This window comes from Candidatus Filomicrobium marinum, from assembly GCF_000981545.1.
GTDB classification, from domain to species: domain Bacteria; phylum Pseudomonadota; class Alphaproteobacteria; order Rhizobiales; family Hyphomicrobiaceae; genus Filomicrobium; species Filomicrobium insigne.
In genome coordinates this window covers 895392-909201 of sequence record NZ_LN829119.1, presented here as the reverse complement: position 1 = coordinate 909201, position 13810 = coordinate 895392, and the positions used below count along the sequence as shown (strand labels likewise).

Sequence of the window (13810 nt, the reverse complement as noted above, 5' to 3'; positions counted from 1 at the left end):
CGCGGATCAGTTCAATGAAGAGAGATCAAGTGGGGACGGCGGTTCGCCATTCGCATGGCGCGATATGATCGCGGCATAGGCATGCTCGACGTGCTGAACGGTTCTTGGCGTATCAAAAAGCGCGCTTGTGTGACGTGAGCTTTGCAACTTCGATTTTAGCGTTCTGAGCGCTGAAGGATTGTGCGCGAGTTGCACTGCAGTGTTTTTGTAGGCAGCGATGTCGGCAGTTATTAATTCGGGTAGTTGGCACGCCGTGAGAAGGCTTGTGGCGACGCGGCCTGCGAAGGATGACCCTGTGCAGGTTAGGATCGGGATGCCCATCCAGAGAGCATCGCTCGCCGTCGTATGTGCATTGTAGGGCAGAGTGTCGAGCACTAGGTCAATGTGGGCGTGACGCGCCAGGTGATCCGGATTGGACGCACGCGGGGCGAAGACAATACGCTCCGGTTCGACGCCGCGAAGTACGGCTGCTTCGCGGAGATTCTCTCGGCCTTCAGCCGTGCTATCGAGCAGCCACAGGATGCTGTTGGGGACGGCCTTGAGGATACGCATCCATACATCGAATATTTCCGGCGTGATTTTGAATGCGTTGTTGAAACACGAAAACACAAATGCGTTGTCTGGCAATCCGCATTCCGCGCGAGTTGGTGGCAGTTCGCTGACCTTTCGGTTTCGGTCGTTTGGCTGGTATGGCCCTGGCAGCCAGATCGGGTTTTCCGCAAAGTTATGAGCGTTTTCGCGCGGTATCACGATGGGGTCAGCGAGGACATAATCATAGCATGCACTCCCTGACGTGCCTGGCCAGCCGAGGTAGAGAACTTGGATCGGTGCAGGCCGCTTCGCAAAAATCTCCATGCGGTTGTGTTGGTTAAAGCCCTGTAGATCGATCGCGATGTCTAGCTCGAGCTGCTTCATGGCGTGTGCAATTTGTGGACTGGATAGGTTTGAGACATCCACAAACTTATCGAAAGCCGTCTCCATGCGTTGTCGCATCGGAGTCTTTTCGATGGGCCCATAGGATATTCCGACAACCTCAAACTTTTCGCGATCATGGAGTTCAATGAGTTCGCTAATGAGGTATGCCGTTGCGTGTTCGCGAAAGTCAGCGGAGACATAGGCAAGGCGGATCTTGCCGGTGTTTGCTCTTCGAGCGGATGTAGTTCGGGGAACCGTTGTCGGGGTGAGCGTGTGAGAAGCCGCGCGCGCCGCCTTAAAGCAAGCGGACGCATCCCCGCTGATTAGTGTGATCAGGTAGGGGCTAGGCGCACCGTTGTTCGTTTGCGAACGGCTCTCAAGTGGAGGGTGGTCTAATGCTGCGAGCAGCATTTCGGACTCTGTCTGGTAGTTTGTCCAGTCGCAGATTCTGAGCCGCGCAAGCATCAAGCCACTTCTGGCCGCAACATTTTCAGGCTGATGTTTCAGGATTGAAGAATACTGCTCAATCGCGGCTGGGAATTTCTTGTTGCGGTATAGCTGCTTAGCAAACTGGAGCCGGAATTCAATATCGGTGGGGGCCAGAGCGCAGGCGCGCTGAAAGGCCAGTTCGGCGTTCTCAAATTGGTAATCGCGCCGGAATGCGATCGCGAGGTTGAACAACATGCTGGCGTGTTTTGGCCAACGCTTGGCGGCACTTGTGAAGTGATCTATGGCTTCGGCGAGGCGGCCTGTTTCCAAGAGCACGAGACCCAGGGTCATTGCTGCTACGTCTAATTCGGGGTCCCTTTGGAGGCAGTCCTTGAGTATTGGCTCGGCTTCGTTGAAGCGCTGGAGCTTGTACAACATGGTCGCGTAGTTGAATTTCAAGCCCGCGTCGCTTGGGGTGGAGTTAATTGCGCGCTGCATGAGATCGAGGGCGGCGCTGGGATAGCCCTGTTCGAACCTGGTGATGGCTAAGTATCCCAGGACCTCTCCGTCATGGGGGGCGCGTTTAAGATACTTGACGTACGCGGCTTGCGCGCCGCGGAGATCGCCGCGGCGGTGAAGGCCTATAGCTTTGTCGCGCAGTTGGGCGACTTGCTGACGTGATTTCGGTTTTCGCATCGCATCTCCGCCGCGTGGCGCTGAGCCTCACCGGTGAGTGGCTGGGCTTCTGCGTGATGGTAGCGGAGGATAAGGTGCCTCTCTAGAGGGGCGATAATAACCCACAGGTACTTGAGCGCAAATTCGCACGTGGAGGTATGCAGGCGCGAGTTCTTCACGCCTGCTGTGCTCCCAAAGTTTCTTGTGACGATTATGCTGAGATTGACTCAGCGGATCGTGCCGTCATTTGGCGGTTATGTGCGCGGCGGGAATTTTCGCGCCATCGAGTTTGTAAGACCAGGGCAGGCCCGCGTTCTTCCAACCGTTGATGGTTCGTCGGCCCTCTTTTGACGCGTCGCCTTCGAACCCGTCGTAAACGCTATAGACGTTCGTGTAGCCAGCTGCGGCCAAGGCATTGACGGATTTTGCACTTCGGTCTCCGGAGCGGCACATGACGATAACCATGTCGGATTTGCTCAGGCCCTTTTGGCTGAGCGCCGCATCGACGTTGGCGACGAACGAGGTGTTGGGTGCAAGTTTAAATCTGTTTTTTGCTGCATCCCACGTCGCTGGATAGATCATCTCGACGAACGGAACGTGTGTATCAATTTCGCCGGTTGCGCCAACGAACATCAACTCCGCGCTGGTTCTCACGTCGACGAACAAGACTTTCGAGCGATTGCTTGTCACTTCGTCGAAAGCTTCTTTCGCGCTGAAGTACTTTTTAAGCACGGTCTGTTTTGAGGTTGGGACTTCAGCTGTTGCGTTTGCGTGCCCAGGGGCGGCGATCACAAAAGCAAGAAGTGTAAGGATGATGCCGATGCGGCGGGACATGGGGGTGGTCCTTTTCTGGCACGACTTTTCCAATTGAGTGGCCGGGATAGCCGAAATCTATAAGAGCCTTCCGATCATCGATCAGGTCGATGCAATTGAGACACAGCAGATTCTGATTGAGGCCGGCTTGTGTTCAAAAAGTTGACTAAAAACGTATAGATATGCTCCATAAGGTTGATGATCAGCGTTCCGATGGATGAGTGCTTGGCATGTAACGCGCTGATCTTGAGAATTATTCTTCGATGGAGTGCGTTGCTATGACGACCGGCACCTGCCTTGATAATGAAGCGTTGAGTTCCAGTGGAAAAGCGAAAAAACCAATCTCACTCGCCTATCAGGGGCTCAAAGTTTCGACCGGTGTCGCTTCGCTTGTGACGCTGCCGAGTGCTTATTCGACCGCTCAGGCCCAGGACGCAACAGCTACGCCTCTTCCAGAACTTGTTGTTGAGGGGCAAGCCCCGAAAAAGAAGGCCGCTAAGCCAAAAAAGCCATCACCGGCACCTGTATATGAGCCGGCCGAGGTGATGCCTGCACCCGCGGTTACGAATGCTTCGGAAGGCGGCAATTCGACATTTGCGTTGACGCCAGCCAGTGGCAACACCTCGCAGGCCGGGACGGGTATTGGACGGTTGCCGGGTACGGTTCAGGATGTGCCCAAGATTGTGAATGTTGTGCCTCAGCAGATTTTGGAGCAGCAGGGTATTCAATCGCTTGAGCGTGCCCTTCAAAATGTACCGGGTGTCACTGTCGCGATTGGCGAAGGGGGTCCGCCCAACGGTGACCAGTTCCGTATTCGCGGTATTGAAGCGCGCGGCGACATCTACACCGACGGTTTGCGTGATTTCGGTATCTTCACGCGTGATGCCTTCAATTATGAATCCGTTCAGGTTTTGAAGGGGCCTTCATCTGGGACCTTTGGTCAGGGTACGGCCGGTGGCGCAATTAATACGCAGTCCAAGACGGCGCGGCTCGATACTTTCTCCAGTGGAGCAGTCTCGCTTGGCAGTGGCTCACTGAAGCGCACGACAGTTGATGGCAACTACCAGCTGAATGAGACCTCGGCTATTCGCATCAACGGTATGTTCCAGGATGACGAGAATCCCGATCGCGACCTGATCGAGTCCAACCGCTGGGGTGTGGCTGCGTCTCTTGGTCTGGGACTTGGCACGAATACCGAACTGGTCGTCAACTACTTCCACCAGAAGGAAGACCGCGTTCCTGATTACGGTATCCCAGGCGTGCTACGACCGGGCTCAACGGTCGGGCAGCCGCTTTCGGAATACGGTGTTCCGCGCTCAAACTTCTACGGGTTTGATACGGATACCGATAAGACTCAGGTTGATGCGCTGACCGCCAAGTTCAAGCACACTTTCAACCCGTTCTTCACGGTGTACAACGATACGCGCGTGACGGGGTATGATCGGACGTTCGCCGCAACTCAGGCGAACTGCCAGCGGTCTGGCACTGTGCCAACGGCCTGTTCCGATAGTTTCTTCACGACCGGCGACTATAACGGCGTAACGCGTGGCGGCCCGTCGCCTTACGAGCTGGATGGCTGGGCATTTCAGAACGTGACGTCGGCTGTCGCCAAGTTCAATACCGGCATGTTCCGCCACGAGCTTGTCGCCGGTGTCGACTACGTTCGCGAAAGCAACGAACGCCAGGGATACAGCTATTCGCCGGGCCGACCGGATGGCACGATCGTTGATCCTAGCCATGCCTCACCTTTCAGGTGGAAGCTCGGCACCAAGAGGGAGTCCGATAGCAGAAACCTCGGTCTGTTCGTGAGCGATCGTCTCTGGCTGACACCGCAGCTTTCCGTCGTCGGTGGCGTTCGTTGGGACGATTTCGAAGCCGAAACCAATAACGGCGGCACGATCACGAAAACAGATAATGAAATGACGAACCCGAATGCGAGCGTCATTTGGGAACCGGTGCCGAACCAGAACCTTTACTTCTCGTGGGCAAGAGCCCAGAGCCCGCAAGGGTCCTACATCACGGGCGAAAGCGTTTCGAGTTCTGTTCTGGAGCCAGAAGAAGCCGAGACGTTTGAGGTCGGTACGAAGCTGAACTTCCTAAATGGAAAGCTCGGGTTCACAGGTGCGATCTTCAAGGTGACGAAGGATAACGCCTACGGTATCGACCCGGATTCGGGTCTCATCAACGATAGTCGTGGTCGTGGGGAGAGTTATGAGATCCGCGGTGTGGAGCTTGGTGTTACGGGGCGGATACTGCCTGACGTGACGATTTTCGGTGGCTACACTTACCTGGATACACAAATTGTCGACAACGGACAGGGAGAGCCCAATGTCGGCAATCAGATGTGGCTCGTTCCGGAACATGCAGCATCACTTTGGGCGACTTACGATGCATCCGATTGGCTGCTGCGTCCTGCTGGTCTGACCGGTGAGTGGTTGTGGGGTGCCGGCGTTCGCTATCAGAGTGAGATCTTCCTGAACTCCGACAACAGTCTGAAGGTGCCGTCGAGCTTCACTTTCGATGCGATGACGTCTTACGAGTTCAACAACTACAAGATCACGCTGAATGGCTACAACCTCACGGACGAGCTGAACTACGACCAGCTCTGGACAAGTCGTGCTGTTCCGTCAAAGGGGCGCACCTTCACTGTCACCGGTGCGGTGAAATTCTAAGACATCCTTGCGTTGGCAATCTTGTTGGCGGGTCGGCCTCGTGCTGCCTGCCAACACTCGCGGTTACATCAATGTCGATACCTAGCACTTTTGCCATCTCGGCTTACGACTTGCCTCTGGATGCGCAGCAGCAATTGCGACTTTCGCCAGGCTACCTAGCGCAATGGGCGCGTTCGGAAGCGTGTTGCGGAAGTTCCGCGGCTCAACTGATCCTGGGTCATCTCTTGCTCAATGGGCATGGTGTGACTGCGGATCACGCCGCGGCCTATCGCGCGTTTCTCGACGCGGCACGCGATGACTCTACGGACGCGATGAACATGGTCGGGCGTTGCTACGAACGTGGTTGGGGCGTTCCCGTAGATTTTGCCGAGGCCGCGACGTGGTATCGCCGCGCCGCTGATCGCTCCCATACCTGGGCCCAGTTCAACCTTGGAAGCTTGCTCCTTCACGGGCAGGGCGTGTCCGCCGACTTACAGCACGCCCTTGCGTTGTTCGTGCGTTCGGCGCGCGGCGGCAACGCAAAGGCCATGAACATGCTTGGGCGTTATCGCGAGGAAGGATGGGTCGGCCGCGTCAAGCTGAATTCGGCGCGTCGTTGGTATTGGCGTGCTGCGATCAGGGGGTGTTATCGCGGGCAGTTCCACTTTGGCCGATTTCTCTCGGACGAAGGGCAAGTCGCAAAAGCTACATCCTGGTTCCAGGCTTCGCTCGAAAGCGCACCTCGGGAGTTCTCAATCGAAATCGCGCCCTATTTAGCTCGTCATGCCGACCCGCGTATTCGCTCGGTTGGTCTCGCGGCGATGGAGCGACTTAAGACAGCGCCACGGGAGCGGTCCGCCGAATGAAACAGTTACGTGAATTTCTGCACATCGGCGATCGCCCATTCTGGTTGCGTCACCTGCATCGCTGGCACTGGATCAGCGCGGCAATTTCCTTGGTGGGGATGATGCTGTTCGCCATCACGGGAATTACCTTGAACCATGCCCGGCAGATTGAGGCGGGTCCGCAGGTCACATCGCGGGAGGGGACGCTTCCGCCTGCCCTTCTTAAAGAGCTTGCCACGAAGGAAGGCGAGAAAGAGCGACCCCTCCCGGACTCGGTCCAGGATTGGCTCAGTCGAGAGCTGTCGATTAGCGTCGGTGAACGTGCTGCCGAGTGGTCGGAACAGGAGGTGTATGTCTCCCTGCCACGTCCGGGCGGAGATGCCTGGCTGACGATTGATCGCGCTCAGGGCGCCGTTCTTTACGAGCTCACCAACCGGGGTTGGATCTCGTACCTTAATGACCTTCACAAAGGCCGGAATGCAGGGCTCGTCTGGTCCCTCTTTATCGACGCGTTCGCAGCGGCCTGTCTGATCTTCTGTTTCACCGGTTTGTTCCTTCTGCAAATGCACGCTGTGCGACGTCCGTCGACGTGGCCGATGGTTGGCGTTGGCATCGCAGTTCCGGTGGCAATCCTTCTTCTGTTTGTTCACTGAACGAGGCTTATACGATGCGCAAACTCCTGACCCTCGGCTTGTCCAGTCTTGCGACTGGTCCCGCATTCGCTGCGGAACTCGCCGTCACGATTGAAGTGCCGCAGCTCAAGGTTGCCGAATATCATCGTCCCTATGTCGCATCCTGGATTGAGACCAGCGATGGCGGGCTCGTTGCGAATTTGGGTGTCTGGTACGACACCGCGCAGCGAGACAATGGCGGGAACAAGTGGCTCAAAGACATGCGGCTTTGGTGGCGTCGCGCGGGTCGCGCCCTCGAAATGCCTGTCGATGGCCTGAGTAGTCCGACGCGTCCTCCTGGAAAACACGACGTCGACCTTACGTTCGCTGAACCTAAAATCGCGGGACTGGCCGATGGTCAGTATGCGCTGGTCGTGGAGGCCGCGCGAGAAGTGGGCGGACGCGAGGTCGTGCGCATTCCCTTCCAATGGCCTCCGCAGGCTGAAGAAAGCAAGACGGTGAGCGGAGCCGAAGAACTCGGCGCGATCACTCTGCGCGTCCAGCCCAAATAAACCGAGGAGCGATTCAAATGAAGTTTCCGGGCAAGCTACTTGTCGTATCTCTTTGCCTGTTGCTGCCGACGGCGGCTCAGGCGCATCGGTCCTGGCTGTTCCCGTCTTCGACGGTTTTTTCCAAAGCGGGCAGCTGGGTTTCGATTGACGCGGCGCGGTCGAATGATCTGTTCTACTTCGATCACTTTCCCATGCTCTTGAGCAATGTTGATGCGCAGCCTGAAGAGCTCGCCAAGATGCGTCGGCGTAATCGTGGTGCTGCACCGGCCATAGAAATTTCCGCTCCTGACGGTGGAAAGCTCGATCCGAAGTTCGGCCATGTCGGGCGTTTCCGTACGACTTTTGATGTTCCCCTGGAAATGAGCGGCACCTACAAGATGTCGGTTTTCGAAACGGGAATGTTTGCGCGCTACAAGCTCAACGGCGAAGAGAAGCGGTGGCGCGGGACGGAAGAAACTTTCGAAAAAGAGATTCCGAAAGACGCAGAAGAATTACGGGTTACCGATCGGTCTAGCCGGGTCGAGACCTTTGTCACGGTCGGGAACCCGACAAAGGACGTTCTCAAACCTACCGGTGCCGGTCTGGAGTTGGAGCCGGTAACGCACCCTAATGATCTTTACGCAAAAGAGACCGCGACGTTTAAGTTTCTTCTAGACGGAAAGCCTGCAGCGGGAATTAAGGTTTCGGTCATCCGTGGCGGTATTCGCTATCGGGACGCGCTCGGCGAGATTGAAGCGACGACTGGTGACGATGGAACCGTCAAGGTGACGTGGCCGGAGCCGGGAATGTACTTCATCTCCGCATCCGCCCGTCGCGAAGCGTCTGAGCCCAAGGGCCGGCAAATGAGCGCCGGTTATGCGGCGACTTTGGAAGTCTTGCCGCAGTGAGCGGTTCGTCTGAAGGCCTGGAAGCAGCGCCGGATCCGTCCGGCGCTCTTTCGCCTGTGCCGATTACGACAGACGAGCGGATCGTACTGATTCCACCCCATATCCCATCTGGACTGGCTCGGGTGCGGAGCGGCGGCGCCGTCCACGAAGTCGCTGGCGAGACCATGGGAACCACATGGTCGATCCGTGCCGTCGTGAACAATGCCGTTGTGTTGGAGCAGGTGCGTGGGCGGGTGGAGCGTGTGTTCGCGCGTATCATCGCGCAAATGAGCACGTGGGACTCGCAATCCGATATTAGCCGTTTCAACGACGGGCCAGCCGGAAGCTGTCACGCGCTCGAGACGGAATTTTTCCACGTGCTCAATGCAGCGCTGCGGCTCGCGCGAGAGACATGTGGCGCTTATGATCCGACCTCAGGCGCGCTTGTGGATCTTTGGGGATTTGGAGCGAAGCCCTGGAATGGGGAGGAGCCGTCCGCCGCAGATGTGCAGAGCGTATTGCAGTCTTCAGGTTGGCAGCGGTTGTTATTCGATCCGGAGGGATTGTCCATTACGCAACCGGGTGGTTTGCGGTTGGATCTGTCGTCCATCGCCAAAGGCTATGCGGTCGATGCGGTTGCCGCGTTGCTTAAGGCCAACGGCGTTCGCAGCTTCCTGGTCGAGGTTGGTGGAGAGCTTTGCGGTGAAGGTGTAAAGCCCGACGGATTACCGTGGTGGGTCTCTCTGTCCCCGCAGGGTCTGGCAGGTGAAGCTGAGAGCATGCCTTTCGCCGATCCGATTGTGGCTTTACACGGTTTCTCCGTGGCCACGTCCGGGACCGGCATTCGCAACCGTGATGTCGGTGGTAAGCGTGTTAGCCATCTTATTGATCCGCGCACCGGCTATCCCGTTGCCAACGAGATCGTGTCCATCACAGTTTTTCATAAGTCCTGCATGCTTGCGGACGCTGAGGCGACGGCGATCTGTGTTCTCGGTGCGGATGAGGGTGCGGCCTATGCGTGTCGCAAGAAGCTGGCTGCCGTCTTCACTATCGATAAAGGCGATGGCCTGGAGCTTCGTTTAACTCCTTACGCCAAGGCCATGCTCGACTGAAGAGTGCGAATGCTTGGGAGCGGCAACGTTGCACGCCTTGAAACTTGACAAAAATAGTCATGTTGTAGCTTTTCCTAACTCTTATGATCTCTTGTCGCTGTTCCGGGAAGCTTAAAAATGCTCGTTCGTATTCCTCAAGTCCTCACTCCTGAAGAGGTGGCACGTGCTCGCCAAGCTCTCGAAGCAGCGGCTTGGGTTGATGGCAAAGTGACGGCCGGCGAACAGGCGGCCAAAGCCAAAACGAATTTGCAGATCCCAGAAGATTCGCAAACAGCGCGTGAACTTGGAGAACTGATCCTGCGGGCGTTGGGGCGAAACCCTACGTTCAACTCCGCGGCGTTGCCGTATCGCGTCCTACAGCCGATGTTCAACCGGTATGATATCGGTATGAAATTCGATCCGCACGTTGATGGCGCTGTGCGCACCGTGCCCGGTGTGGGCATCCGTATGCGTGCGGATGTCTCGTCGACCCTCTTTCTAACAGCTCCGGAAGACTACGACGGTGGGGAACTCGTGATCGAGGATACCTACGGAAGTCATAAGGTGAAGCTGCCGGCGGGGGACATGGTCGTCTACCCTTCGACCAGTCTCCACTATGTAACCGAGATTACCCGCGGCAGCCGTTGGTCCTCGTTCTTCTGGACGCAATCGATGGTGCGCGATGACGGAAAGCGGACCGAGATGTTCGAGCTCGACAAAGCAATCATGGAACTGCGTCAGCAATTGCCGGATGACAATCGCGCCGTCGTGGCGTTGACGAGTCATTACCATAATCTGTTGCGTCGTTGGGGCGAGCTGTGACCAGAAACTTATTGTTGCGCTGGTGCGCCGGGTTGGTCTGAGGTCCTCCAAGTGTGCCGGAAAACTGCAGTCATCTGATGAATTAAGGTAAAGACTTACCATCATTGGAAGATACGCTTGGCACAGGGGGTATCTTGCTGGTTTCCTGACACAATTGTTCGGTCAACGGATTGGTCCCATAGTCTTTGGGCCGCCTGTCGAGAACAGGATGCGTGTCATGTTCGAATCCAGGAACTTGAGAGGACGTCTCACCGCGACCCTAACTGCGGGTTTGACTTTGGTCTGTGCGGTGAGTCCGGCTCAGGCTCAGACCAGCGGTGAGGATCCCAAGGATATCATAGCGAGCCAGATTCGTCGGCAAGGCTTCGCTTGCGATAAGCCGAAGAGCGCAACGCGAGATCAGAAACTGTCGAGTGCCAACGAAACCGTATGGGTTCTGCAATGTGAGCAGGACGCCTACAGGGTTCGCCTTGTCCCGAATATGGGCGCAAAGGTGGAGCGCTTAGACACAGAAACGCAGTAAAGCGTTGTCCTGCACGTTCGGCCCAAGCACAGCCCGCCGTCTCGTAGGAGGTGATATTTTCTTCGCCACCGAGCCAGGAAGTGGCGCGCCGGACAGAATGAAACTGGGCACCGCTATGTCATTGTAGGCGCTTTGTAATTTCTGATGCAACACAATGCCCGGTGAAGTGCCGATACGCCCCAAGCCCGCCTTATGGATGGCCCCAACAGCGGCAAGATGGGATGAAGATGTCGTTGTCATGGAAGCTCACGCGTTTCAATTTTCTGTAAACTAGCGGTCAGCGCTTCGCCCTCCGCCTGTTCGGCAGCAACGTGTGTATCGGCCGCCGCAGCCAACGCCGGGTCGAGCACCTCAATCAGGCGAAAATGCTCGCTCCACAGCATCATGTCGGGCGCGAAATTGCCTTCGCTCCGAAAGTACGCTTCATGCGTTGAGCGCCAAAAGGCGAGAGTTCTGTCGCCTTCGCCCTCCTCGAACGCGAATGCTGTATCAATGCTGTGAAAAGAACGCTGCTGGACTCTAACCGTCTCGATTACCGCGACGGGTCGTTCTTTGACCGTCACGACCCATTGCATCCCGGGCGCGGTGGGATTTTCGTGTCTGGCGTCCCAGACGGTTGCACGCTTGCGCCCCGCTAGGACGAGCGCCGCTAGTCGCTCTTCCGTTCTTGAAGAGCCGAAGTTGGTTCGCGGCAGGGTGGCCCACCAGGGTTCCGGCAGTTTCATACGGTCTGCCTCCCCTCAGACGACGGCATCGCATCCCTGATAGCGCACTGCCAGGCTATAGGTCTAAACAACATAGCCATCCTATTCACCGCCGTTGCTATCCGGAGGCCCTCTGACCTCATCTTGGCCGTTGCACCTTCCGAAAACGTCCATTTCTCTACGCGGAGCGCATTCAGTTGACGCTCGATAGCGCGGCAATCAGACCGTCACGCCCGATATGCTCGAAGTCTTCTCCAGTGCTGCCCGCGATGGGCTGAGGTTGGAGGGGGCGGCTATCGGCGGGATAACCTGCGCGCTTTCGCTCAGCGCGTTGAGGTCGCGGATGATGAAGTCCGTATTATGGGATCGAAGTCAGAACTGTTGCGAACGCTTGTCGCCGCGGGAAATCGGCGGTGTTTGGCGTTCATAGTTCTGTACTGAAATGGCGCACCGGGGAAGATTCGAACTCCCGACCCCCAGATTCGTAGTCTGGTGCTCTATCCAGCTGAGCTACCGGTGCTAAAGCCTATCGCGTTGCGACGGATGGCTGGCGGACGGATTGAACCGCCGCAGAAGCGCATCTTCTAATGGTTTGCGATCGGGAGTGCAAGCGCTTCGGCCAATAATCCTACAGGAATGGGATTTGGCGAAAACGCCGGTCCGCAAAGGGCGTGGCGGGTCGCCGGAAAATATGCCGCAGGCGCTTTATTTAACGTCGTTCCAGGCTCAAAGTTCGTGTGGGCTTCGATCGGGGATCTCGATGCGAAATGTCGTGCCAGATTCGGTTTCCAACAGCCGTATTGTTCCGCCGTGGCTGGCGAGCAGTTCCGTTGCGATGGACAGGCCCAATCCGCTGCCGCCGACGCGCTGCGAGGACCGGAAGGCCTGGAACAGTGTCTCCCGGACGCGGGGGGGGATGCCGGGGCCATTGTCTTCCACGTCCAGGACAACTTTGCGCCCGTCGCGCCAAGCCTTCACGGAGATGCGTCCGCCGGAGCGATCTCCTTCAGTGGATTCCAGAGCTTGTACGGCGTTCCGGCAGACGTTGCTCAGCACCCGGTAGAGATGTTCGCGGTCGGCGTCGATCCGCAAGGTCGCCGGCGTAATGCTCATCTCCCAGGCGATGCAGTTCTCGCGCGGCAGGAGGAGGCTGTCGCCGACCTCGGAGAGAATTGACTTCACCAGCAGCAATTCGCGGCGTGGAACGGCTTCCTGTGCACGGCCAAACCTCAGCGTGTCGTTACAGAAATTGATGGCCCGATCGAGCGAGGCAATCAGCTTCGGGGCGAACCGTTGCACCGTCGGGTCGGGTAGGGCGCTGAGGCGGTCGGAGATCAGTTGTGCATTGGCCAGCATGTTGCGCAGGTCGTGATTGATCTTGCTCACGGCCAGTCCCAATTGCGCTAGGCGATTTTTCTGACGGAGCAATTGCGTAAGCTGTTGCTGCATGTCCGCGAGTTCGCGCTCGACGGTGCCGATTTCGTCGTTGCGTTCGGACGCGACGATAATGCGGCTCTGGTCTTCTGGATTCTCGCTGAATCGCACGAGGTTGCGCGAGATGCGCATCATTGGCTGAACGAGCAGGCGTGAGAGCGCAATGTAGACCATGGCTGCGGTCACGAAGGAGATTATGATTGACAGCCCCAGGATGTTGAGGCCGAAGCGATACATTGCGGCCCGTAAAGGCTTTTCGGGCATGACGACTTCGATGAAGTCGTCGACGTTATTGCCCAGAGGGCCGATGACGCGGAGTGTGCGCTGGCCGGAGCCCACAAAAACTCTCAGCGCGTCGCCAATCAAACCGAGCCGGACCAAGATCTCATGTGATGTGCCTAACTCGGGTCGGCTGCGCAGGTCGAAGTGGGCGTCAACAGCTAGGGGTGCTCTCGGCGGCAAAACGAGACGGCGGCGGCCATCGCGCCGCCATGCGACCGCTTGCACCTCGGCTGTCGTCAACAATTCCTCGCGCAACGGTGGGGGAATATTGCCACCCGGGACTGCATCGGCAGCCAGGGCTGCCAAATGCGCGGCCATCAATCGGTCGTTGATCCAGTTCACGCGGAAATTGGCGACTGACGGGACGAAGATGAGGACTTCAGCCAGCATGACGAAGATCACGGTTAAAACCAGAAGCTTCATCGGCAGGCCTAGCTTCAGCCAAGCCTGTTTCGGGGCTGTCAGTCCGTTTTGAATCGCAATACGCGCGGGAGAGAGCTCCTCTCCCACGTTCTCATCATCGCTATGGCTGGCGTGACGCTGCAATACGGTTCGGTCCTCAGAGGCTTTCTTCACG

12 protein-coding genes and 1 tRNA gene are annotated in these 13810 nt (G+C 57.2%); 8 read left to right on the top strand and 5 right to left on the bottom strand.

The genetic code is table 11. The annotated features are described in order from the left end of the window. Window positions 1-6: 6 nt before the first annotated feature. Together YBN1229_RS04425 and YBN1229_RS04420 are read right to left on the bottom strand one after the other, a co-directional pair. Complete coding sequence (locus YBN1229_RS04425; RefSeq protein WP_052743697.1) at window positions 7-2040, bottom strand: tetratricopeptide repeat protein; 2034 nt, start codon at window positions 2038-2040, stop codon at window positions 7-9. Between the two features lie 222 nt (window positions 2041-2262). Next, entirely contained in the window at window positions 2263-2853 is a 591-nt protein-coding gene (locus tag YBN1229_RS04420) for a rhodanese-like domain-containing protein (protein WP_046476991.1), read from the bottom strand. Between the two features lie 257 nt (window positions 2854-3110). Between YBN1229_RS04420 and YBN1229_RS04415 the strand changes: the two genes are divergently transcribed. The 8 genes from YBN1229_RS04415 (at window position 3111) to YBN1229_RS04380 (ending at window position 10813) form a co-directional block, all read left to right on the top strand. Then, a complete protein-coding gene (locus YBN1229_RS04415; RefSeq protein ID WP_160298684.1) occupies window positions 3111-5504 on the top strand; it encodes a TonB-dependent receptor in 2394 nt (797 codons plus the stop codon). 71 nt (window positions 5505-5575) lie between these two features. Continuing rightward, window positions 5576-6349, top strand: a complete 774-nt coding sequence (locus YBN1229_RS04410) for a tetratricopeptide repeat protein (RefSeq protein WP_052743695.1) — start codon at window positions 5576-5578, stop codon at window positions 6347-6349. Beyond that, a complete protein-coding gene (locus YBN1229_RS04405; RefSeq protein WP_046476988.1) occupies window positions 6346-6981 on the top strand; it encodes a PepSY-associated TM helix domain-containing protein in 636 nt (211 codons plus the stop codon). The genes YBN1229_RS04410 and YBN1229_RS04405 overlap by 4 nt, the downstream gene beginning before the upstream one ends. Before the next feature lie 14 nt (window positions 6982-6995). Next, complete coding sequence (locus tag YBN1229_RS04400) at window positions 6996-7511, top strand: DUF2271 domain-containing protein (protein WP_046476986.1); 516 nt, start codon at window positions 6996-6998, stop codon at window positions 7509-7511. Between the two features lie 17 nt (window positions 7512-7528). After that, window positions 7529-8398, top strand: coding sequence for a DUF4198 domain-containing protein (locus tag YBN1229_RS04395; protein WP_046476984.1), 870 nt, complete (start codon window positions 7529-7531; stop codon window positions 8396-8398). Continuing rightward, entirely contained in the window at window positions 8395-9489 is a 1095-nt protein-coding gene (locus tag YBN1229_RS04390; protein ID WP_052743694.1) for an FAD:protein FMN transferase, read from the top strand. Before YBN1229_RS04395 ends, YBN1229_RS04390 begins: the two co-directional genes overlap by 4 nt. 117 nt (window positions 9490-9606) lie before the next feature. Then, window positions 9607-10290: a Fe2+-dependent dioxygenase gene (locus tag YBN1229_RS04385; RefSeq protein ID WP_046476981.1), complete on the top strand. Its 684-nt coding sequence runs from the start codon at window positions 9607-9609 to the stop codon at window positions 10288-10290. Between the two features lie 217 nt (window positions 10291-10507). Then, the gene (locus YBN1229_RS04380; RefSeq protein WP_244465005.1) at window positions 10508-10813 is read left to right on the top strand and encodes a hypothetical protein; all 306 of its coding nucleotides are present in this window, start codon (window positions 10508-10510) and stop codon (window positions 10811-10813) included. A gap of 236 nt (window positions 10814-11049) precedes the next feature. Here the strand turns inward: YBN1229_RS04380 and YBN1229_RS04375 are convergent, their stop codons facing one another. From YBN1229_RS04375 to YBN1229_RS04365, 3 genes are all read right to left on the bottom strand, one after another. Beyond that, window positions 11050-11538 carry an ASCH domain-containing protein gene (locus YBN1229_RS04375; protein ID WP_052743693.1) on the bottom strand — a complete coding sequence of 163 codons (489 nt, stop codon included), beginning with the start codon at window positions 11536-11538 and terminating at the stop codon, window positions 11050-11052. A gap of 422 nt (window positions 11539-11960) precedes the next feature. Then, window positions 11961-12037: transfer RNA gene (locus tag YBN1229_RS04370), tRNA-Arg, on the bottom strand. A gap of 206 nt (window positions 12038-12243) precedes the next feature. After that, a complete protein-coding gene (locus YBN1229_RS04365; protein ID WP_244465004.1) occupies window positions 12244-13809 on the bottom strand; it encodes a sensor histidine kinase in 1566 nt (521 codons plus the stop codon). Between the last annotated feature and the right edge of the window lies 1 nt (window position 13810).

Bases quoted from the DNA above. Each gene is read 5' to 3' on its own strand.
- YBN1229_RS04420 (WP_046476991.1), bottom strand. From the start codon at position 2,853: ATGTCCCGCCGCATCGGCATCATCCTTACACTTCTTGCTTTTGTGATC.
- YBN1229_RS04380 (WP_244465005.1), top strand. From the start codon at position 10,508: ATGTTCGAATCCAGGAACTTGAGAGGACGTCTCACCGCGACCCTAACT.
- YBN1229_RS04405 (WP_046476988.1), top strand. From the start codon at position 6,346: ATGAAACAGTTACGTGAATTTCTGCACATCGGCGATCGCCCATTCTGG.
- YBN1229_RS04395 (WP_046476984.1), top strand. From the start codon at position 7,529: ATGAAGTTTCCGGGCAAGCTACTTGTCGTATCTCTTTGCCTGTTGCTG.
- YBN1229_RS04410 (WP_052743695.1), top strand. From the start codon at position 5,576: ATGTCGATACCTAGCACTTTTGCCATCTCGGCTTACGACTTGCCTCTG.
- YBN1229_RS04425 (WP_052743697.1), bottom strand. From the start codon at position 2,040: ATGCGAAAACCGAAATCACGTCAGCAAGTCGCCCAACTGCGCGACAAA.
- YBN1229_RS04415 (WP_160298684.1), top strand. From the start codon at position 3,111: ATGACGACCGGCACCTGCCTTGATAATGAAGCGTTGAGTTCCAGTGGA.
- YBN1229_RS04375 (WP_052743693.1), bottom strand. From the start codon at position 11,538: ATGAAACTGCCGGAACCCTGGTGGGCCACCCTGCCGCGAACCAACTTC.
- YBN1229_RS04385 (WP_046476981.1), top strand. From the start codon at position 9,607: ATGCTCGTTCGTATTCCTCAAGTCCTCACTCCTGAAGAGGTGGCACGT.
- YBN1229_RS04400 (WP_046476986.1), top strand. From the start codon at position 6,996: ATGCGCAAACTCCTGACCCTCGGCTTGTCCAGTCTTGCGACTGGTCCC.